The sequence below is a fragment of the Stenotrophomonas sp. JAI102 genome, assembly GCF_013409105.1.
GTDB classification, from domain to species: Bacteria; Pseudomonadota; Gammaproteobacteria; order Xanthomonadales; family Xanthomonadaceae; genus Stenotrophomonas; species Stenotrophomonas maltophilia_AA.
This window is the reverse complement of sequence record NZ_JACCCI010000001.1, coordinates 1,584,848-1,606,264: the sequence shown is the minus strand read 5'-3', so window position 1 is coordinate 1,606,264 and position 21,417 is coordinate 1,584,848. Positions and strand designations below refer to the sequence as shown.

Annotated in this window: 18 protein-coding genes; 9 read left to right on the top strand and 9 right to left on the bottom strand. The window is 68.2% G+C overall.

Translation table 11 applies throughout. The features are described 5' to 3' along the window. Positions 1-22 precede the first annotated feature (22 nt). The 6 genes from HDC96_RS07500 to HDC96_RS07475 all read right to left on the bottom strand — a co-directional run bounded on the left by HDC96_RS07500 (position 23) and on the right by HDC96_RS07475 (position 5,764). Positions 23-733, bottom strand: a complete 711-nt coding sequence (locus HDC96_RS07500) for a fimbria/pilus periplasmic chaperone (RefSeq protein WP_179459376.1) — start codon at positions 731-733, stop codon at positions 23-25. Continuing rightward, positions 733-1,008, bottom strand: coding sequence for a hypothetical protein (locus HDC96_RS07495; RefSeq protein ID WP_179459375.1), 276 nt, complete (start codon positions 1,006-1,008; stop codon positions 733-735). The genes HDC96_RS07500 and HDC96_RS07495 overlap by 1 nt, the downstream gene beginning before the upstream one ends. A gap of 68 nt (positions 1,009-1,076) precedes the next feature. Continuing rightward, the gene (locus tag HDC96_RS07490; protein ID WP_179459374.1) at positions 1,077-2,126 is read right to left on the bottom strand and encodes a spore coat U domain-containing protein; all 1,050 of its coding nucleotides are present in this window, start codon (positions 2,124-2,126) and stop codon (positions 1,077-1,079) included. After that, the gene (locus HDC96_RS07485; protein WP_179459373.1) at positions 2,123-4,477 is read right to left on the bottom strand and encodes a fimbria/pilus outer membrane usher protein; all 2,355 of its coding nucleotides are present in this window, start codon (positions 4,475-4,477) and stop codon (positions 2,123-2,125) included. The genes HDC96_RS07490 and HDC96_RS07485 overlap by 4 nt, the downstream gene beginning before the upstream one ends. A gap of 7 nt (positions 4,478-4,484) precedes the next feature. Then, a complete protein-coding gene (locus HDC96_RS07480) occupies positions 4,485-5,231 on the bottom strand; it encodes a molecular chaperone (RefSeq protein ID WP_179459372.1) in 747 nt (248 codons plus the stop codon). A gap of 8 nt (positions 5,232-5,239) precedes the next feature. Next, positions 5,240-5,764, bottom strand: a complete 525-nt coding sequence (locus HDC96_RS07475) for a spore coat U domain-containing protein (RefSeq protein ID WP_179459371.1) — start codon at positions 5,762-5,764, stop codon at positions 5,240-5,242. Positions 5,765-6,120: 356 nt separating this feature from the next. Here HDC96_RS07475 and map point away from each other — a divergent pair, with 356 nt between their 5' ends. Genes map through dapE form a run of 6 tightly spaced genes read left to right on the top strand, consistent with a single transcriptional unit; the run spans position 6,121 to position 13,014 of the window. After that, complete coding sequence (map, locus tag HDC96_RS07470) at positions 6,121-6,894, top strand: type I methionyl aminopeptidase (RefSeq protein ID WP_218842032.1); 774 nt, start codon at positions 6,121-6,123, stop codon at positions 6,892-6,894. 2 nt (positions 6,895-6,896) lie between these two features. Then, positions 6,897-9,536: a [protein-PII] uridylyltransferase gene (locus HDC96_RS07465; RefSeq protein ID WP_179459369.1), complete on the top strand. Its 2,640-nt coding sequence runs from the start codon at positions 6,897-6,899 to the stop codon at positions 9,534-9,536. After that, complete coding sequence (gene dapD / locus HDC96_RS07460) at positions 9,536-10,615, top strand: 2,3,4,5-tetrahydropyridine-2,6-dicarboxylate N-succinyltransferase (protein WP_179459368.1); 1,080 nt, start codon at positions 9,536-9,538, stop codon at positions 10,613-10,615. Before HDC96_RS07465 ends, dapD begins: the two co-directional genes overlap by 1 nt. Next, positions 10,612-11,484, top strand: coding sequence for a hypothetical protein (locus HDC96_RS07455; protein WP_179459646.1), 873 nt, complete (start codon positions 10,612-10,614; stop codon positions 11,482-11,484). The genes dapD and HDC96_RS07455 overlap by 4 nt, the downstream gene beginning before the upstream one ends. A 43-nt stretch (positions 11,485-11,527) precedes the next feature. Further along, on the top strand, positions 11,528-11,890 hold the full coding sequence (locus HDC96_RS07450; RefSeq protein WP_179459367.1) for an arsenate reductase: 363 nt from the start codon (positions 11,528-11,530) through the stop codon (positions 11,888-11,890). Continuing rightward, on the top strand, positions 11,887-13,014 hold the full coding sequence (dapE, locus tag HDC96_RS07445; protein WP_179459366.1) for a succinyl-diaminopimelate desuccinylase: 1,128 nt from the start codon (positions 11,887-11,889) through the stop codon (positions 13,012-13,014). Before HDC96_RS07450 ends, dapE begins: the two co-directional genes overlap by 4 nt. A 109-nt stretch (positions 13,015-13,123) precedes the next feature. On the opposite strand, the gene HDC96_RS07440 is transcribed toward dapE, so the two are convergent. Both HDC96_RS07440 and HDC96_RS07435 read right to left on the bottom strand, forming a co-directional pair. After that, positions 13,124-13,807, bottom strand: coding sequence for a pentapeptide repeat-containing protein (locus tag HDC96_RS07440; RefSeq protein WP_179459365.1), 684 nt, complete (start codon positions 13,805-13,807; stop codon positions 13,124-13,126). A 188-nt stretch (positions 13,808-13,995) separates the two neighbouring features. After that, on the bottom strand, positions 13,996-14,874 hold the full coding sequence (locus HDC96_RS07435; protein WP_179459364.1) for a tetratricopeptide repeat protein: 879 nt from the start codon (positions 14,872-14,874) through the stop codon (positions 13,996-13,998). Between the two features lie 368 nt (positions 14,875-15,242). On the opposite strand from HDC96_RS07435, the gene asnB reads away from it, so the two are divergent. After that, positions 15,243-16,934 carry an asparagine synthase B gene (asnB, locus tag HDC96_RS07430; RefSeq protein WP_179459363.1) on the top strand — a complete coding sequence of 564 codons (1,692 nt, stop codon included), beginning with the start codon at positions 15,243-15,245 and terminating at the stop codon, positions 16,932-16,934. A gap of 88 nt (positions 16,935-17,022) precedes the next feature. Beyond that, positions 17,023-18,405, top strand: a complete 1,383-nt coding sequence (locus HDC96_RS07425) for a cation:proton antiporter (RefSeq protein WP_179459362.1) — start codon at positions 17,023-17,025, stop codon at positions 18,403-18,405. Positions 18,406-18,421: 16 nt separating this feature from the next. On the opposite strand, the gene HDC96_RS07420 is transcribed toward HDC96_RS07425, so the two are convergent. Next, positions 18,422-20,767 (bottom strand): penicillin acylase family protein, encoded by a 2,346-nt coding sequence (locus HDC96_RS07420; protein ID WP_179459361.1) that lies wholly within the window; start codon positions 20,765-20,767, stop codon positions 18,422-18,424. Positions 20,768-20,921: 154 nt separating this feature from the next. Here HDC96_RS07420 and bfr point away from each other — a divergent pair, with 154 nt between their 5' ends. After that, the gene (gene bfr, locus HDC96_RS07415; protein WP_176989944.1) at positions 20,922-21,410 is read left to right on the top strand and encodes a bacterioferritin; all 489 of its coding nucleotides are present in this window, start codon (positions 20,922-20,924) and stop codon (positions 21,408-21,410) included. Positions 21,411-21,417: the final 7 nt, after the last annotated feature.

Here is a 21,417-nt window from a genome sequence, read left to right as displayed (position 1 = left end):
ATGAGGCAGGAGATCCGGTCGATTATAGCCCGGCTTGTGCTGGCGCCGCAATCTCGGGCGCCGCGGAGGGCAGGGCGGCCTCTGCGGCGTGGTCGAGGCGGGCCTGGAAGCGGCTACCGGCGTAGCCGTCCGGGCGCGGCGGCAGGGTCCAGCTGCGGGCGCTGTGCGGCAGGACATATCCCGCCAGCCCGTCGATCAGGCCGTGTCGCCGGCCTTGGGCATCCACGAACGCCAGATCGGCAAGGTGGGCGTGTGCCGCGCCGTCATTGTACAGCCGCAGCAGCGGGGCGCCGGTGCTGCCGGCGATCGCCACCCGCAGCCGCGAGCGGGGCGCCACGGCCTGCGGCTCGAGGAACACCGGCAGGGAATAGCGCGCGGTTCCGGCCGCCGCATCCGGCCCGGGGCTGAGCACCAGCCGATAGGCCTGCTGGACGAGGTCGGGGGCGCCGCCAAGCCGGACCACGCGGACCCGCTGGCCCTGGCCTGGGGCGAGGGTGAGATGGGCGGGGCTGACCGCGACCCCGCCGGCGGGCAGCAGGCGCTCCTGGTCGCCGGCCTGCTCCCACCGGTACAGGCGGGCCTGGCCATCCCAGGGCGTGTTTCCGGTGTTTTCCAGCCACACCTCGGCATGCGCGGTGCCCGCCGGGACCGAGACGCTGACCGGGCGGATCTCCAGGGCCCGCACCGGCAGGACGCCCACCACCGCCAGCAGGGGAGCCAGCAGCCAGCGCATCAGTAGGTCACGGTGACCGGGGCGGGGCGGTCGGTGGCGTCGACGGCGGGGCTCAATGCCGCCACCTGGGCAGGCACCGGGTGCAGGTCATCGCTGCGCTGCAGGGCCGGCCGGCAGGCAGTGTCGCGCGCCCCGGCCGCGTGGCAGTCGGCGATGATCCGCACCCCGATCCGCAGTGGGGTGGCCGTGCCGACGCCCGGACGTGCGCCAGCGGGCGCGGTGGCGCAGGCAGCCAGCAGGCAGGCCAGGACGAGGGAGGGTGGTCGCGGGGACATCGAACATCGCACGGCAGGGGATGCGACCGTTAACGGCTGCGATCAGCGCGCCTTGAGCGTTCTCCCCCTCAGTAGGTGATGGTCACCGTGATCACGTCGTTGTAGCTGCCCTGGGCGGGAATCGCTCCGATGGTGGGTGGCGCCCGCCCGTAGACGGTGAGGCTCTGCGCGGCGCCGGTGCCGGTGCCGGCCTGGGTATCGGTGTTGATCGTGTTGCCCCAGCGCTGTGAGCGCGCCGCATCGCGGTAGAGCTCGTAGGGGATGTAATAGACGCTGCCGTCCGGTGCGGTGAAGCGCATGCGGCGCACGTTGCCCGATGCGTTCTGTCCGTTGTTCAGGCCGATGCTGTAGGCGGTGCGATTGATGCAGGTCAGCCCGATCGTCGAGCTGCGATCGAGGTTGGCGCTGATCGCGCCGGCGTTGCTGCCGAAGTCCATGTCGGTGGTGACATAGGTGCTGCACTGGGGCAGGACGTTGGCGCCGACGGTGAACGGGAACGCACCGTTGGCGGTCTTGTGTCCGCTGACCCCGCTGGTGCTGGTGCACAGCGCCGGCGGCTGGGCCGTGCCGATGATGCTTTCGTTGTAGGCGTATTCCAGACTGACGTTGGCGGCGGTGAAGCTGCTGGAAAAAGCGCCGGCCGACAGCACCTGGGCGGCGGGAATCTGGCCATACACAGTGACGGACTGGGCACCGCTGCCGCCGGTGATCAAGGGCACGCCGTAGCTGAGGGTCACTACCGCCGCCGGCGGTGAAGCGCCCGGCACCGCGCCCCATACCGTGGTGCGGCCAGCATTGGTGTAGAGCTGGAAGGCCATCGGATCGGCGGTGGCATTGGTCATGCTGCGGGTCGGCAGCAGCGTGCTGCCGGTGCTGCCGGTGCCGATCTTGAGGCAGGCACGCACGCTGGCGCTGCCCAGAAGGCTCAACGCGGCCGTGTTGCAGGTAATGGTGAAGCTGGTCATGGCGTTGGTCGGGGTCGCCGCACCATTGGTGATCGTGCCGAACGCCAGTGCCGTCGGTGCCGTGGCCGTACATGTCGTAGCCCCGCGTGCCGGCGCTGCCCAGCACGACGCCATCACTGCCAGCACGATCGCGAGCAGCCGCACGGCCGTCATGGCAGCGGCGCCGGCAGCGGCAGACAGCGCAGCGGTCCGATCCGGGGCGCGCCGGTCGAGGTCGCGGCGACGGGCGGCGCCAGGTGCACGCGGCAGTGCCCGTCGGGCAGCTCGACCTCGAGCTGGACCGGCGTGGCCACGTCCTCCAGGTAGGTTTCGCCGTCGTAGCCCACCGTGGCGGAACCGCCGTCGGGCAGGCGCACCTGGCTGCCGACGGGCAGGGGGGCGCCGGAGGGATCGTGCAGGACCACATGCATCGCCTGGGTGCGGCGCAGGCCGAAGTCGACGCCCAGTCCTGCGCTCTGCCGCGGCGTGACCCAGGTATCCACGCGATCCGCGCGCATGTCCGCCGGCAGGTCCAGTGTGTCGATGGACAGCCGGTTGCGTTGCCAGGACAGCAATGGGGTGACCAGCAGCAGGCCGTTCCTGTCGGTGCTGCCGATCAGCCGGTTTTCCAGCCGTACCGGGATCCCGCCGAAACCACCGGTGGACACCACTGCAAAGGCATCGGGTACCTCGCGGGCGGCAAAGACGTGTCCGCCCATCCAGACGACGCTGCCGCTGGCACTGGCGTAGCCGTAATCGACATCGCCCTGGCGCGCATAGCCCATCGAATAGCGCCCGACCCGGTTGAGCCAGCCGAGTTCGGCCAGTCCGCCGGCACCGTCGTCGCCCCCGCGCGCCTGCACCCGCCAGCCATAACCGCCCTGGCCGCCGTCGCCCGGCACGGGCTGGGACAGATCGGCGACATAGGTCAGCCGCTCACCGTTGCGCTGTGCGGACACGCTGCTCTGCCGGTTGCGCCCGAGCGCGGCCGAGACGGACAGATACGCGCTGCGGTCATCACTGTCGGCCAGGTTCTGATTGAACGAGAGGTAGGCGGACCAGCGATCGCCGAAGCTGCGCGACCAGAACAGGCTGGCGTAGCGGTTGTCGTCGCCGTCGGGATAGCGCAGCCGCAGGTAGCTGGCGCTGAGCGAGCTGGCGCCCTGCAGGTTGATGCCCAGCGTGGCCTGCTCGCTGATGTCCGGCGGCAGCGTGTCCTGCAGCGCGCCAAGGTCGCGATACGCGCCATGCGTTCGCCGGGTCAGCACGTTGACGTTGAATCGGCGGTTGTTCCAGCTGTACCCCAGGGAATATTGGCCGCCCTGCAGCCCCGCATGGCGGCTGTGCGCGTAAGCAGCGTTGACCACCCCGGCGCCGCCCAGCAGCCACCAGCCGCCGGCACCGCCGTTGAGTACGCCGCCACCGCCCTCCGCATGCAACTCGGCGGTAAACCGGTCGCTGGCGCCGTAGCGCCAGGTGGCACTGCCGATCACCGGCGTTTCGTAGGCAAATGAGCGGATACCGTAGTCCCGGCGCATCCTGCCCACGCCGGCCGACCAGTCGGACAGGCCCTTGGCCAGCAGCTGCTGGGTACCGTAGAAGGAAAAATCCAGCGTCTGCATGCGGCCGAAGGCGTCGGTGATTACCACCTGTGCATTGCCGGTGCCGTTGATGCCGGGCTGCGCGGCCAGCTGGAAGGGGCCGATCGGCACCTCGCCGTTGTACTGGCGCAGGCCGTCGACATACAGCTCCACATTGGAGGGGACGACCGCCTCGCCGAGGAAGGTGGGCGTGGGGGTCAGCACGCGGTAGGGCTGCAGCCCGTAATTGCGTCCCACCTGGACGCCGCCCATCCGCACCGGTCGGCTCCAGTCCACGAAGCCGCTGTAGAAGTCGCCCACGGTCAGGGAGACCGCCGAATCCGGGAAATCCAGGCGCCACGCGGTGTCCAGGCGCACGCTTTCGCCCTGCCATTGATGATCGGCGGGGCCCTGGTACGTGCGCAGCAGCGCACTGGTCTCCAGTACCCCCTGGCCCAGCCCGAACAGGCGCAGCGCGGTGGTCAGGGCGAGGTTGCCACCGCCCTCGTTGTGGCTCCCGTAGACGTCGTAGTTGAGCACCACGCCGGGCGAGGCGGCCGCTGCCGGTGCGGTCTCGGTCGGGCGTTCCAGCCGCGTGGTGGACAGCGACAACTGTTCCAGGGGAACGTCCATGGCCAGCGTCTGCAGTGCCGCGTCGTAGCGCACGACCACGCCGCCGAGCTGATCGAGCGCGACCGGGCCCTCGCCGCGTGCCGGAAAGCCGAGTTGGCGCAGCGTGGCGCCCGAGGCCATCAGCCGGCCCTGCAGTTCAGTGAACGGCAGCAGCCCGCGCGGGGTCTGGTTGAGCGTCACGTCCAGGTACAGCGTCTGCCCGGCAGTCAGCGGCGTGGGCGGGGGCAGCATCGCATCGGCCGAAGCGCCGATGTCTGCGTCGGCTGCCATTGCGGCGCACGGGGTCAGCGTCGCGGTGAGCAGCATCCGCATGCAGGCCTCAGCGAGCCGGCGGCGCGGCGGGCAGTGGCGTCTGGGTCGACTCGCCATTGATCTTTGCCGAGAACGTGGCGCCCGCCAGGCGGGCCGCCGGAACTTCGAGTGGCCAGCGCATGGTCTGTCCGCCAAGGACATAGCCGAGCAGGCCGGGATGGATGATCTGGGGGCGGTTGGCCGGGCCCAGGCCGAGATCGGCCAGCTGCGCGTAGCTGTTGCCGCTGTTGTGCACCTCCAGGGCCGGTCGCCCGTCATCCAGCCGGGTCAGGCGCGCCTGCAGGGCGTGTCGCAGCGGGGCATCCGCGTCGGGTTGGACGAATACCGGCATCGAATAGCGCAGGACGAACTGCATCCCGGTGCGGCGCGGATCCACCGTGGGCAGTTCATCGACCACCACCCGGTAAGCGCGTTGCGATGCGGGCGGGGTGGGCACGCTGCGCACGACCCGGATCAGCTGCTGCTGGCCGGCGGCCAGCGACTGCATCGGCGGACTCACCTGGAGGTCCGTGGTGGGCACAAGGTGATCCTGGCCGGCGTCCTGGCGCCACTCGAACACCCGCACCTGCACCTGTACGGGCGAGGTGCCGCTGTTGGTCAGCCAGAGTGCATCGGCGTTCTGTCGCGGCGTGAGCTGCAGTGATGTCGGGGCGACCTGCAGGCTTGCGGCGGTGGCGCTCCCCATCAGCAGCCACAGCCAGCCCAGGGCCGCGCACCCGAACCGCCCAGGGCGACGCCCTGCGGAAATCGGCATGGCGGACCTCAGTAGGTGATCGTGGCGGTGATCGTGTCCTGATAGTTACCCGCAGCGGCGTTGTTGACGCTGGGGTTGGCGATCTGGCCGTAGACATTGAGCGTCTGCGCAAGGCCGGTGCCGATGCCGGCGGCGGTGTTTGTGCCCGCCGTGGCGCCCCACACATCGGTGTGCGCGGCGTCGCGATAGAGCTGGTAGCCGACGAAATTGTTGGCGGTGACGCCGGCGTCGGTGTTCTTCATGCGCCGCGTGGTCACATCGTTGGCGGTGCCTGCATTGGAGCCGGCATTGAGCGCGACGGTGTACGGGGTCAGTGCCGAGCACTGTGCCGTGATCGTGCCCTGGGCATTGGAAGGGGTGGTGGCCGTGGACAGTGCGGTGCCGAAATCCACGTCCGTGGCGGCGGCTGCGGTGATCGTGCAGGCCTTGGTGATGATGATCTTGACGTTGAAGGTCGTGGTATCGGCCGCCAGGGCGGGCGAAGCGAGGCTGGCGAAGGCCAGGCTCAGCAGGGCGGGACGGAGGAATCGCATGGGCATGCTCCTTGGACGCGGGTCCTTTGCTGAACAACACGATGCTGCCGAACGGTGGGGCGGTGGAACGGTGTTGATCTGGTTATAGGTTTGCCGGCGTAGGGACCCCGTGAGATTTGGGCGATTCGATGGCCGTTTTCGGCACAAAACCGATTTCTGCGACGCCCATCGCATTCATTCATCGACCTGACTGGCCCTGTGCCCAAACCGCGGCTGTCAGCGTTCCACCCGATCCCGTTCAGATTGGCCCCGGATCGGCGATAATGGGCGCCATGAGCGTGAATCTGAAAACCCCCGAGGAAATCGAACCACCCGATCCCGTTCAGATTGGCCCCGGATCGGCGATAATGGGCGCCATGAGCGTGAATCTGAAAACCCCCGAGGAAATCGAACTGATGCGTATCGCCGGCCGTCTGGCCAGCGAGGTGCTCGACATCGTCACCCCCCACGTCAAGCCGGGCGTGACGACCGAAGAGCTGGACCGCATCTGCCACGACCACATCATCCATGTGCAGAAGGCGACGCCGGCCAATGTCGGTTACCGCGGCTTCCCCAAGACGGTCTGCACGTCGGTCAACAATGTGATCTGCCACGGCATCCCCAGCGAAGCCAAGGTCCTCAAGGACGGCGACATCGTCAACATCGATGTGACCGTGATCAAGGATGGCTGGCACGGCGATACCAGCCGCATGTACTGCGTCGGCACCCCGTCGGTCATGGCCAAGCGCCTGGTCGATGCGACCTACGAAGCCATGTGGCGCGGCATCCGCGCGGTCCGGCCGGGCGCGACGCTGGGCGACATCGGCCATGCGATCCAGAGCTATGCCGAAGCCGAGCGTTTCAGCGTGGTGCGCGAGTACTGCGGCCACGGCATCGGCAAGGTCTACCACGACGAGCCGCAGGTGGTGCATTACGGCCGTCCGGGCCAGGGCCTGGTGCTGCAGCCCGGCATGACCTTCACCATCGAGCCGATGATCAACGAGGGCACCCGCTACAACAAGGTGCTCCCGGACGGCTGGACCGTGGTCACCAAGGACCGCAAGCTGTCGGCGCAGTGGGAGCACATGGTCGCGGTCACCGAGACCGGCGTCGACGTGTTGACCCTCTCGCCCGGCGAATCGCAGGTCTGAGCATGCTGCCGGCGAGCCCGATGCTGGACGCGCCGGCCGAATCCGTCGCCGACCCGGACTGGGCGGCACTGGCGCGCCAGTCGCTGCAACAGACCGACGCGCGGCTGTATCGCCGCTTCGACCAGGGCGACAACATCGAGCGCCTGCTCGCGCTGCGCGCCCGCGCGGCCGATCACCTGATCCGGCTGGCCTGGCATCGCTGCCTGCCGGCGGGGTCGGGTCTGGCGCTGTTCGCCGTCGGCGGCTACGGGCGCGGCGAATTGTTCCCGCGCTCGGATATCGACGTGCTGGTGCTGGGCACGCCCGAGCAGCAGCGACGCCACGAATCCGGTCTGGCGCGCTTCTTCGCGCTGCTGTGGGATTGCGGCCTGCCGGTCAGCCACGCGGTGCGCTCGCCGGCCGAGTGCACCCAGGCCAGCGCCGACCAGACCGTGCTGACCGCCTTGATCGAGTCGCGCCCGGTGGTCGCCGATGAGGCGGCCCGCCAGGCCTTGAAGGCGGCGGTCAACGTGGAGGGCCTGTGGCCGCCACGCGAATTCTTCCTCGCCAAGCGCGAGGAACTGCTGGCCCGCCACCAGCGCTTCGGCGACACCGCCGACAACCTCGAGCCGGATATCAAGGATGGCCCCGGCGGGCTGCGCGATCTCAATACGCTGGGCTGGATGGCGTTGCGCGCGTTCGGCGTGCGCGACCTGGAAGCCCTGGTCGGCCTGGGCCATCTCGGCCCGGATGAGGCGGCTGCGCTCAAGCGCGAACGCTGCGCGCTGGCTCGGCTGCGCTTCGGCCTGCACCTGGTCGCCAACCGACCGGAAGAGCGCCTGCGCTTCGATTACCAGAAGACACTTGCCGCCCGCCTGGGTTTCGAAGACGACATCGAAAGCCTGGCCGTGGAAAAAATGATGCAGGGCTTCTACCGCAGCGCCACCGTGGTGCGGCGGATCAGCGATCGCCTGCTGCAGCGCTTTGAAGAACAGTTCGATGGCGAAGCGGTGCCCGAGCCGGTCAGCGTCGGGTTCTCGCTGCGTCGCGGCTACCTGGCCGCCAATGACGCCGCGTGGCCGCAGGGCGACATCGAACAGGTGTTCGCGCTGTTCTCCAGCTGGGCCTACAACCCGGACGTGCGCGGCCTGCATTCGCTGACCGCCCGCGCGCTGGCCGAAGCACTGCCCGAGCTGGCCGCGTATACCGACGCCAGCCCCGCCGCCCGCGAACAGTTCCTTGCGCTGCTGCGCAGCCCGCGCGCGGTGGACACCCTCGCGCGGATGGCGCGCCTGGGCGTGCTGGGCCAATGGATCCCTGCGTTCGCGCAGGTCTCCGGGCGCATGCAGTTCGATCTGTTCCATGTCTACACCGTCGACCAGCACACGCTGATGGTGTTGCGGAACATCGGCCTGTTCGCCAGCAGCCGTGCCGACGAGCGCTTCTCGATCGCACATGAAGTGTGGCCGCGCCTGCGCAAGCCGGAGCTGCTGCTGCTGGCCGGCCTGTTCCATGACATCGCCAAGGGCCGCGGCGGCGATCACTCCGAACTCGGTGCGGTGGATGCGCGTGAGTTCTGCCAGGCGCTGGGGCTGAGCAGTTCCGATACCGAGCTGGTGGCCTGGCTGGTCGAGCAGCACCTGCGCATGTCGATCACCGCGCAGAAGCAGGACATCTCCGATCCGGACGTGATCCATCGCTTCGCCACCCTGGTGGCCAGCCGTGACCGGCTCGACTACCTCTATCTGCTGACCTGCGCCGACATCGCCGGAACCAGCCCCAAGCTGTGGAATGCGTGGAAGGATCGTCTGCTGGCCGACCTGTATTTCGCCGCGCGACGCGCGCTGCGCGATGGCCTGGAAAACCAGATGCCGGCCGCCGAGCGCGTCGCCGAAGCGCGCGAATCCGTGCGCCAGCTGGTGCGCGAGCGCGGCTATGACGACGCGACCATCGAGCGCCAGTTCACGGTGATGCCCGATGAGAGTTTCATCCGGCTGCGACCCGAGCAGCTCGCCTGGCAGGCGGCCGCGCTGGTGCCGATCAAGCAGGGCCAGACCCTGGTCAAGGTGCGACGGATCACCCCGGATGACCATGCGCTGGAAGTGTTCGTGCACTCGCCCGATCGCGATGGACTGTTCGCCGCGATCGTGATGACGCTGGACCGCAAGGGCTACGGCATCCATCGCGCCCGCGTGCTGGACGGCCCGGTCGACACCATCTTCGATACGTTCGAAGTGACCCCGGCCGACAGCTTCGCCGACGGCGATGCGCTGCGCCTGGAAGCCGGCCTGCGTGAAGCGCTGGCCGGCGACCTGACCCGCCTGCGCCCGTCGCGCCGGGTCATCCCGCGCCAGCTGCGCCACTTCCGCTTCGCGCCGCGCATCGAGTTCCGCGACATCACCGATGGCGACACTACCAGCACCCGTTTCAGCCTGGTCGCACCCGACCGCCCCGGCCTGCTGGCCGACGTGGCGTTCGTGCTGCGCAACCAGCGGCTGCGCGTGCATGATGCGCGCATTGCCACCTTCGGCGAGCGCGCCGAAGACATGTTCGTGATCAGCGATGAGCATGATCACGCCCTGACCGAATCCGCCAGGCAGCAGCTGCAAGACACGATGCTCGCCTGCCTGGACCCTGATCGAAACGCCGGAGACCCCCACTGATGGCCACCAAGCCTGCCAAGAAGACCGCCGCGAAGACCGCAGCGGCCAAGACCCCTGCTGCCGCGCCTGCGGTGAAGAAGACCGCTGCCGCCGCGAAAAAGGCGGCACCCGCAGTGAAGAAGGCGGCCGTGAAAAAGGCACCGGCCCGCAAGGCTGCCGCTACCCCGGCCGAGAGCGCCGCCAAGCGCAGTGCCAGCCGTGACGCCACCATCGCGCGCAAGTCGCTGCGCAAGCCGGCCACGCCGGGCGTGGAAGAGCTCAAGTTCGGCATCGAGAGCGCGTTCGAGCGCCGCGCCACGCTGACCCTGCATGAGATCGAAGGTTCCACCAAGCCGCTGGTCGGCCGCGTCATCGATGGCCTGGAAACCGGCGAGTTCCGCGTTGCCGAGCCGGATGGCCACGGTGGCTGGAAGGTCAACGAGTGGCTGAAGAAGGCGGTCCTGCTGTACTTCCGCGTCAATGACATGGCGGTGGTCGATGCGCGCCCGGCGCCGTTCTGGGACAAGGTCGAGTCGCGTTTCGCCGGCTTCGATGAAGCCAAGTTCCGTCGCGCCGGCGTGCGCGTGGTGCCGGGTGCGATCGCGCGTCGTGGCAGCTACTTCGGCAAGGACGTGGTGCTGATGCCGAGCTTCACCAACATCGGCGCCTACGTGGGCGAGGGCACCATGGTCGACACCTGGGCCACGGTCGGTTCGTGCGCGCAGATCGGCAAGCACTGCCACCTCTCTGGCGGCGCCGGCATCGGTGGCGTGCTCGAGCCGTTGCAGGCCAGCCCGACCATCATCGAAGACCATTGCTTCATCGGTGCGCGTTCGGAAGTGGTGGAAGGCTTCGTGGTAGGCCACCACAGCGTGATCGGCATGGGCGTGTTCCTCGGCCAGAGCACCCGCGTGTACAACCGTGCCACCGGCGAGATCAGCTACGGCTCGGTGCCGCCCTACAGCGTGGTGGTCTCCGGCCAGCTGCCGTCCAAGGACGGCTCGCATTCGCTGTACTGCGCCGTGATCGTCAAGCAGGTCGATGCCAAGACCCGCAGCAAGACCAGCGTCAACGACCTGCTGCGCGGCCTGGCCGACTGAGTACGCCGCAGCCCGCGCTGGCGCAGGCAGCGCGCTACCGGCACCCGTTCGCGGGGTGGCCGGGACGCGCGCTGCAGCGTCTGCTGGGCTGCGCGCATCTGACCGCCGCCCGGCGCGCGCTGACCCGCGTGCTGCCGGTACCGGCGTTGATCAGTGATGTGCGTGAGGTGGTGTACCTGAGCTGGTGGGTGGACGTGCGTCATGCACCGCCGCCGCCACCGGGCCATCGCCTGTTCGTGCATGACGGGTGTACGCCCTACACGATCCTGACGTACCGCCACGGCCATTTCGGGCCGGCGCTGGCGGGGCCGTTGCGTGGCCTCTTTCCCTCTCCGCTGCAGAGTAACTGGCGCTGGTATGTGGTGCCGGACGATGCGGCGGCCGGGCCCTCCACGCCGCGGGTGCTGTTCGACCGCAATGTGATCGACAGCGTGGTGCACGCGGTCGGTGCACGGTTGTGGAGCGACGCCATGCAACCGCATCTGGCCGCCCGTTTCGAGCATGCCGTCGATGCCGATGGCGGGCACACCGTGATCGAGCCGGGGCAGGGCAGTGCCCCCGCACTGCAGGCGCAGGTGCGTCCGACAGAGGGCTTGGCGGCTGCATGGGCAGCCGGTGCCTTCACCGATGCAGCGCAGGCCATGACTTTTCTGGCCTGTCAGGAGGCCGCGTTCGCGGTCGCCCCGGATGGTCGGCTCGCCCTGACCCATATCGACCTGCCGATTGCCCTGGCAGACGTGCAGCCGCTGCGACTGCAGGGGCCGGTGTCCTGCCCACATCTGGCCGCGATGGGCGTCGATCTGGCCGATGCGTTCTGTTTCCGGGTGCCGCAGGTGCCGTTCCGGGTCGTGTCCGAACGCCTGTTGTGACATCCTCACGGCGTCCTTCCTGATCGATGCTGCACGCCGCGCCATGACCACCACTCTGTACGGATTGAAGAACTGCGACACCTGCAAGAAAGCCACCAAGTGGCTGGACCGTTTCCAGGTGCCGTACACCTTCGTCGACTATCGCGACCACACGCCGACGCCGGAGACCCTGATCGACTGGGCGGCCCAGGCCGGTGGCTTCCCCGCGTTGATCAACAGATCCTCCACCACGTGGCGGCAGCTTCCGGAGAACCGCAACGCAGCCGATTCGGAGGCCGAATGGAAGCTGCTGCTGCGCGAGTACCCGCAGCTGATCAAGCGCCCGGTGGTGGTGAGCGCTGATGGCGTGATGACCCAGGGCTTCTCGGACAACGGCTTCAAGCAGCGGTTCGGAGTGGGCGCGTGAACGACGTCGTTGCCTTGACCCGCGACCTGATTGCGCGCGCCTCGGTCACGCCCGCGGACGCCGGTTGCCAGGCGCTGCTGGCCGGCCGTCTTGAACGCGCCGGCTTCCACTGCGAACACCTGCGCCTCGGCGAGGTCGACAACCTGTGGGCCACACACGGGCAGGGCGCACCGGTGCTGGTGCTGCTCGGGCATACCGATGTGGTGCCGACCGGCCCGGTCTCGGCCTGGACCAGTGATCCGTTCGATCCGCAGATCCGCGAGGGCGTGCTGTATGGGCGCGGCGCGGCCGACATGAAAGGCAGCGTGGCCGCCTTCGTGGTGGCTGCCGAGCAGTTCGTGGCCGCCCATCCGGACCATCCCGGCACGCTGGCCGTGCTGCTGACCAGCGACGAGGAGGGCGACGCCATCGACGGTGTGCGTCGCGTGGCGGACATCTTCCGCGAGCGCGGCCAGGCCATCGACTGGTGCATCACCGGCGAACCGTCCTCCACCGCCGTGCTCGGCGATCTGCTGCGCGTCGGCCGCCGCGGCAGCCTGTCGGGAACGCTAACGGTGAAAGGCGTGCAGGGCCATGTCGCGTATCCGGACAAGGCGCGAAATCCGATCCATCTTGCTGCCCCGGCACTGGCGGAACTGACCGCACGGCACTGGGACGATGGCTTCGAGAGCTTCCCGCCGACCAGCCTGCAGGTCTCCAACATCCATGCCGGCACCGGTGCGAACAACGTGATCCCCGGCGAGCTGCAGGTGCTGTTCAACCTGCGCTACAACCCGCACTGGACTGCGCCGGCGCTGGAGCAGGAGATCGCCACGCTGCTGGAGCGGCATGCGCTCGAGTACACGCTCACGTGGCACCGCAGTGGCGAGCCGTTCTACACCCCGGAAGGCACGCTGCGCAGGGTCGCCCGCGACGTGCTGGGTGAGTTCGCCGGTGCGCCGCCGGAGGAGAGCACCGGCGGTGGCACCTCCGATGCGCGCTTCATCGCGCCGCTGGGCGCGCAGTGCATCGAAGTGGGGCCGGTCAATGCGAGCATCCACCAGGTGGACGAGAACGTCCGGGTGGCGGATCTGGAAGCGCTGCCGGCGCTGTACCGCCGCTTGATCGAGCGTTTGTTGGCCTGATGCGCGCGCTGCGCCGACCAACGGTCGGCGCCTACCGCGTCACGGAGGAACGACCGCGTCAGGTGGAATAGCCGCCTCAGGTAGGAACCGACCGTTGGTCGGTTCGCCCCTACGCCACGATCAACCCGAACGACGCCAACGCGGCCGCCGCCTGGCGCTGCGAGATCACCGCCTTCTTGAACAGCTTGGCATCCATCACGTTGAGCCCGCTGATGTCGGTGCTGCGCAGGTCCGCACCTTCAAACCGGGTCAGCCGCGTCTGTGCGTTGCGCAGGCTGCCGCCGTTGAACACCGCATCGCGGAAGTCGCAGCCGGACAGCTCCGCCTCCGAGAAATCCATGCCCTCCAGCTGCGCCTTGCGGAACGACATTCCGCGCAGGTCCGCGCTCACCAGCAGGCAATCGCGGAACTCCAGCGCCCAGCCGGTGACTTCCTGCAGGTGCGCGCCGGTCAGCTTGCAGTCCTGGAACTGCACCGAGGACAACGTCGCGCGGCGCCAGTGACTGTTGTTGAGGTCGCAGTGCGAGAAGCGCGCGTCGCTGAGCAGCGCCGAGCTGAAATCGCATTGGCTGCCACGGCACTTCGTCCACTGGCTTTCTTCCAGTGAGGCCGCCAGCCAGGACGCGCTGGTGACCGAGCACTGGTGGAACTGGAAGCCATCCATGTCCAGCCGCGAGAAGTCGCCGTGATCGAAGCTGCAGCTCTCGAATATGGCTGCCCGCGGATGCGCGGCGATGATGGCCTGCATGCGCTCGCGGGTGAGCGTCTCATCGCGGAAGGTGACAGTATTCATGCCGCCATTCTGGGTGATGCAGCAAGCGAGCGGCAGACTTGAACGTCCCTCTGGAGTGTGTACAAGCCACGTCGTAGACCTACGTCGCGGTAGTGCAGGCCGCTGGCCGGCTCCCCATGTCACCACGCAATCACGCGAGCCGGCCAGCGGCCGGCACTACCCGAACGAAAGCCGGCCCGCGACCGGCCCTACCCGAACGTCCAGAACGGCGGCTCGATGGTCTTGCGCCAATAGGTTTCCCCGGCCAGATAGAACTTCTGCGCATACGCCTTCGCAAACCATCCGGCGGCGGCGTCGAGATCCTTGGTCACGCCCGCGCGACCACGCCCCAACAGCAGGCCGCTGAAGTACTGGCCATACACATTGCCCTGGTCGGCCGAACGCCGGTACCAGCGCAGTGCCTCGATGCCATCGCGCGGCAGGCCCATGCCGAGTTCGTACATCGCGCCGAGATCCACCTGGGCGTCGGCATCGCCACGCTGCGCACGCCGCTGGATGTCGACGACCAGCGGATGCAGGGTGCCATCCGGCTGTGGCGCGATCGCCTGCGGCAGCCGCGAGGATTCGGACTGCATGTGGAAGTAGATGGTCGCGCGCAGGTCCCAGCGCAGGGCGCTCGCTGCGTCACCGCGTTCGCGATGGAACTTGGCCAGCATCAGCATCGCCATCGGGTTGCCGTGCTCGGCCGCGGTGCGGTACCAGCGCTCGGCCTTCCGCGGCGAGGCACGCAGCGCCGTGCCCTGGACGATGTTCGGGCCGGTGCCGTGCAGCAGCTCACCGTGGGTCCAGATCCGGCCCAGCGCCTCTTCGGCCTGGGGGTTGTGGAAGCTCCACGGGGTGACGGCGGCGGCACGCTCATACCACGTCACCGCGCGCGGATCGTTGAAGGTTTCGTAGGTCTTCGCCGCGTCCCACGCACTGTCGAAGCTGCCGTCGGCGGCCTTGGCCTCGACCGACTGCACGATGCTTGCGGGCGTCCGTGACGGGGCGCTGCTGCAGGCGACCAGGGCGAAGGTGAGGGCGATGCCGCCCAGGCGTGAAGCGATGCGTCCGATGCGAGGGGTCATGCCAGCCAGGTGATGCGTAAGGGCGGTGATTATCGCCCGGCCCCGGAGTTCTGGGTTGTCCGCGGCGGTCGGTTTGGTTGCCATCGCAACAGTTGCACCGCCGTCGAAACCCGGTTACGGTCGATCCATGTCCTCGTTCCCGGCCACCGCTGTCAACAATACCAACCGCACCAATCTGCGCGCGAATAATCGTGCGCGGCCGATGCGGGACTGCGACCAGGGCTAGTACAAGCAACACGCCCGGACCCCAGAAAACCCGCATCGACCGATGCGGGTTTTTTTGTGGCCCGGGTTTACCCCTTCCGGGCCCGGGTGGCCGGTCGAATGCCTGCAACACGTGTATTCCCCCATTATCAGGAGCTGTTCCCATGTGTTCGATCTTCGGTATTTTCGGCCTCCAGGCCGGCGACGACCTCCCCGCACTGCGCCGCCATGCGCTGGACCTCTCGCAGCGCCAGCGCCATCGTGGCCCGGACTGGAGCGGGGTGTATGTCGATGACGGCGCCATCCTGGTCCACGAGCGGCTGGCCATCGTCGATCCGGCCGGTGGCTCGCAGCCGCTGCTGTCCGAGGACGGCGGCCTGGCGCTGGCGGTCAACGGCGAGATCTACAACCACGCCGAACTGAAGGCCGAACTGGCCCAGCCGTACGCTTTCCAGACCGGCTCGGACTGCGAGGTGATCAACGCCCTGTACCGCGAGGACAGCCCGGCGTCCTTCCTGAACCGTCTCAACGGCATCTTCGCCTTCGCGCTGTGGGACCGCGCCCAGCAGCGCGTGCTGATCGCGCGTGATCCGATCGGCGTCGTGCCGCTGTACTGGGGCCACGACAAGGACGGCCGCCTGGTGGTGGCCTCCGAACTGAAGTCGCTGGTGGACATCTGCGCCGACGCCGCGCAGTTCCCGCCGGGCCATTGGTACGACAGTGCCACCGATACATTGACCCGCTATTACGAACGCCCCTGGCGCGATTACGACGCGGTGGAAGGCGTCGAGGCCGACCGCGTCGAGCTGCGCGAGGCGTTCGAGCGCGCGGTGCACCGCCAGTTGATGACCGACGTGCCCTACGGCGTGCTGCTCTCCGGCGGCCTGGATTCGTCGCTGGTCGCGGCCGTTGCCGCGCGTTATGCCCGCCACCGTGTCGAAGATGGCGATCAGAGTGAAGCCTGGTGGCCGCGCCTGCACTCCTTCGCGATCGGCCTGAAGGGCTCGCCCGATCTGGCCGCCGCCGCCATCGCCGCCGAAGCACTGGGCACCGTGCACCACGGTTTCGAGTACACCTTCGAGGAAGGCCTGGATGCGCTGCCGGAAGTGATCCGCCACGTGGAGACCTACGACGTCACCACCATCCGCGCGTCTACGCCGATGTTCCTGCTGGCGCGCCGGATCAAGGCGATGGGCGTGAAGATGGTGCTGTCCGGTGAGGGCAGCGACGAGATCTTCGGTGGCTATCTGTACTTCCACAAGGCCCCGAACGCACGGGAGTTCCATGAGGAACTGGTGCGCAAGCTGGACGCGCTCAACAACTACGATTGCCTGCGCGCCAACAAGTCGATGATGGCCTGGGGCGTGGAGCCGCGCGTGCCGTTCCTGGACCGCGAGTTCCTCGACGTCGCCATGCGCATCGATGCCAGGCACAAGATGGTCGGGCAGGGCCCCGCCGGTGCACGCCGGATCGAGAAGGCGGTGCTGCGCGAGGCCTTCGAAGGCTACCTGCCGGATTCGATCCTGTGGCGCCAGAAGGAACAGTTCAGTGATGGCGTCGGCTACGGCTGGATCGACGGGCTCAAGGCACATGCCGACGCCCAGGTCAGCGACCGCGTGATGGCGGCGGCGGACAAGCGCTTCGTACACAACCCGCCGCAGACCAAGGAAGCCTACTTCTACCGCCACGTGTTCGAGCAGTACTTCCCGAGCCAGGCCGCGGCGGAAACCGTACCGGGTGGCAAGTCCATCGCATGCTCCTCGCCGGCCGCCATCGCATGGGATGCCAGTTTTGCCGCGATGGCCGATCCGTCCGGGCGCGCCATCGCCGGCGTGCACGAGCAGGCACTGGCCTGACCGATGGGCCACACCGCCGCGTCGTCCGCGGTGGTGTGGCAGCGCGTGCAGCCCGTAGAATCGCCCCTTCAATCGATGGGGATCGGTCATGGACTCTGAGACCACCGGCATGCGCCGCAGCGGGCTGGCATGGCGCTACCTGGGCTGGGTGGCACTGCCGCTGTTGATCGGCCTGGGCCTGGCACGGTTTGCCGGCCCGGCCGTGACCGCACAGGTGACCCGTGCCGAGTCCTCGCTGGGCGCCGACTGGGCCGCGCATCTGCATGCGCCGCTCGGTCTGTTCCTGCTGCAGTTGCTGGTGTTGCTGATGGTCGCCAAGGGCGCGGGCTGGGTGTTCCGTCGCCTGGGCCAGCCGGGTGTGATCGGTGAGATGGCGGCGGGCCTGATGATGGGGCCGCTGGTGTTGGGCGCCCTGTTGCCGCAGGTGCACGGCATGCTGTTCCCGCCGGCCTCCCTCGGTTCGCTCGGCCTGCTCAGCCAGCTCGGCGTGCTGATGTTCCTGCTGGTGGCCGGTGCGGAGCTGGATCTGGGCGGGCTGCGGGGGCGGCGTCGTTTCGCGTTCGTGGTCAGCCATGCCGGCATCGCAGTGCCGTTCGTGCTGGGCGTGCTGCTGGCGATCTGGCTGTACGGCGCGCACGCACCGCCAGGCGTGGGCTTTACCGGCTTTGCGTTGTTCGTCGGTATCTCATTGAGCATCACTGCCTTCCCGGTGCTGCTGCGCATCCTGGCCGACCGTGGCATGGCCGGCACGCCGCTGGGCCAGACCGCCATCGCCTGCGCCGCGCTCGGTGATGCCACCGCATGGTGCCTGCTGGCGCTGATCGTGGCGGCTGCGCAATCGCAGGGCTGGGTGCCCGCGACGATCAACCTGGTCTGCGTGGTCGCTTTCGTCGGGCTGATGCTGGGGGTGGTGCGCCCGTGGTTCTCGCGCCTGGTGATCGCACCGGGCCAGGAAGGACGCTGGCTGCTGATCATGCTGTTGATGGCGCTGGGCTGCGCCCTGGTTACCGAGATGCTGGGCATCCACGCGCTGTTCGGCGCGTTCGCGGCCGGCGTGGCGGTCTCCGGCAACGCCACCCTGCGGCATACCGTGGCCGAGCGCGTCGAGCCGTTCGCGGTCACCCTGCTGCTGCCCTTGTTCTTCGCCATGACCGGCCTGCGCATGCGCGCCGATGCACTACAGGCCAGCGACCTGGTGCTGTGCCTGATCGTGATCGTCGTGGCGACCCTCGGGAAACTGATCGGCACCTGGAGCGCTGCGCGCAGTGCCGGGATGGGCAAGCATGACGCGTGGAAGCTGGGTGCCCTGATGAACACCCGCGGCCTGATGGAGCTGATCGTGCTCAACCTGGGCTACGAGCTGGGCTTCCTGGGGGACCGGCTGTTTGCCGTGCTGGTGATCATGGCGCTGGTGACCACGGCCATGACCGGACCGTTGCTGAATGCGATGGAGCGGTGGAAGCGGAAGTAGGGCGTTGACCCCGTGATCATTTCTCGGGGATCAACGTCAGCGTGTACGCGGTTTTTCCCGGCAGGAATGGGGTGGGTGTTCCCTTCACCCAAGCGTCGTGCCCAGCGCCCCAGAAGGGCGACAACGGGTGACCACTCTGCCCACCGGGCATGTGGATCAATCCCTCGGCTTCGTGGCCGGGGGACACCACCATCCGCTGCGATGCGCCGAATGCCGGCCCCTGCACGCGGGGCATGTCCCGGTCGCCGGGCAACGGATCGGTGGGCATGCACAGCCATCGTCCGGCCACGCTGGGCAGGGCGCGACTGACCGGGTGACAGATCGCAGCGGTGTTGCGTTCGCCCCACGTGCGCGCGTCCAGCGGCCCCTGACTGCTCAGGTCGGCCTCCAGCGCCTTGGCTGTATCGGTCAACAGCGCATTCCAGCTGGCATACGCGGGCGGCAGCAGATGCGCCGGCCGTTCGTTCACCAATGGCCACAACACGCCTTCGAACTGCCCCAGCCGCGGCTCCAGGTAGGCCTCTCCGAGCTGTGCTTTCGCTGGCGCGAGCAGGCCTTCACCAACGCGGTCGATCAGCATGCCGCGGAAACCGCGGGTGATCCGGTAGCTGACCGAATCGACGGCCGCGTGGCCATCCCATCGCCGGGTTGCGACCTCAAGCCGCTGCAGGGCAGGGTCGTCGCTGGAGGTGACGACGTCGCGCAGCAGATGCCACCAACGCGTGAGCAACAGGGCGCGATCGTCGAGCTGGATCGCCAGCAGGTCCGCCTCGGTGAAGCGCTCTTTCGCCATCAGGCCATCGCGGATCTGCCGCCCGCGTGCACCCAGGTCGTAGCCCCCGTTTCCGGCGATGGCCAGAGCGTCCCCATCGAGCACACGGCCGTTGGCGGTCCATAGCCGATGCGTGGGGGGATCCATCAATGCCGGCGCGCCATCGCTGCGGATCGCCCAAGGCGCACAGCTTGCAGGCGCTGTGATCGTGTTGCCATCCGGCGGGCAGCCCGCAGCGCGATCCGGGCGTGTGCCGATCAACCGCCAGCCGATGCGGCCGCTACGGTCGGCGATCACCAGGTTCTGCGCGGGAATGCCGCTGCGGTCGGCCACCAGGAAAGCCTCGTCAAGCGTCGCCGCACGCGCCATCTCGGCGAAGTCCAGGCGGACCGCGCCAGGCAGTTGCGCCGTCCAGCGCAGCGCCTCGCCACTGCCGTCCGGCTTTTCGTGCAGTACCGGACCCCATGCAGTCTCGCGCACGCGCAGCGTTACCGGCGCTTGACCGGCAACGCGGATACGCTCTTCATGCGTGGTGATGCCCGGCGCGTTGGCGGGCACGCTGCGGAAATCGGCGGTGTCGATGTAACTGTTGGTGAAGCCCCAGGCCACGTGCCCGTTGCTGCCGACGACGATGGCCGGTAGGCCGGGCAGCGAGAAGCCACTGACATCGACGCGGCCGTCGGGAGCCTGCGGATCGGGATAGCGCAGCCGTACCCGGAACCAGAGATTCGGTGCGCGCAGTCCCAGGTGCATGTCGTCGGCAACGATGGCGCGACCGTCCGCGGTCAGTGCACCGGATACGGCGAAGTTGTTGCTGCCCAGCACGTCCGGGTCCAGATGACCGGCGGTGGTGGCACTGTTTGCCCGCGCCGCATCGAGCCGCCGGAGGTCGAGCGCAGCGGCGTCCGGTAGCGGTGCGTTGCCGCGCGCCCCGCCAAACAGGGGCGCGTCCCATTCGCTGCCATCGTGGCTGAGCAACGCATAGAGCGCAGGTGGCACCACCTCGCGGATCCGCGCCATCGCCAGTTCGTTCTGATTGGCGGGGTCCTGCAGGTCGGCATACATCGCCAGCGCGGTCAGCACGCTGTCTTCGGCACGCCACGGTGCGGGCGTCTGGCGTAGCAGCAGATACGGCCAAGGCCGTACCTGAAGATCAGCGACGCCTTGGTTGATGCCGTCCACATAGGCCTGCAGGGCAGCGGCGCTGCCGCCCATGGCAACCTCCAGATGGGCCTCGGTGCGCGCCCGCAGCCGGTGCACCCGCATGCGCTTGTCCATCTTGATCGCCGCCGGGCCAAACAGCTCGGCCAACTCCCCAGCCGCGGTACGGCGCATCAGATCCATCTCGAAGTAGCGCTCCTGCGCATGCACCAGACCCAGCGCCCGCATTGCATCGGCCTGGCTTCCGGCGTCGATGGTGACCACGCCCAAGGCGTCACGGGTGATGCCGACCGGCGCCGCCAGGCCGGTCATGGCGTGCTCGCCTTCCAGGGTGGGCAGACTGCCACGCAGCAGCCACCACACCATGAACACCGCCGCCAGCGTCAGTATCAGCACTCCCCAGACCAACCGCTTCAGCCAATGCCGCATCCTGCGCATCCCCCTCTTAGGTGTGGGTCGATTGTAGGGGAGGCGTGAACGCCCTGTGCGCGCCGACCGAAGCGCAAGTGCAACTGATTCCGATTAGATCACCGGAATTCCAGATAGGGCACCATGCGCGCATTGATTCATCAGGAGCACCCCCATGAAAGGCAACCCGGACGTCATCGCCTGCTTGAAGGAACTGCTGCGCGGCGAGTTGGCCGCGCGCGACCAGTACTTCATCCATTCGCGCCGCTACGAAGACCAGGGCCTGTTCGCGCTCTATGAGCGCCTCAACCACGAAATGGAAGAAGAGACCCAGCACGCCGATGCGCTGCTGCGCCGCATCCTCTTCCTCGGCGGCGATCCGGACATGCGCCCGCATGTGTTCGAGCCCGGCGTGACCGTGGAAGAGATGCTGCAGAAGGATCTGGACACCGAGTACAGCGTCCGCAACAACCTGGCCGCCGGCATGAAGCTGTGCGAACAGCACCAGGACTACGTCAGCCGCGACATGCTGCTGGTGCAGTTGAAGGACACCGAAGAAGACCACGCCTGGTGGCTGGAGCAGCAGCTCGGTCTGATCAAGCGGATCGGCCTGGCGCTGTACCAGACCAGCAAGATGGATGCGAAGGGTACCGCCGCGCACTGAAGCGCAT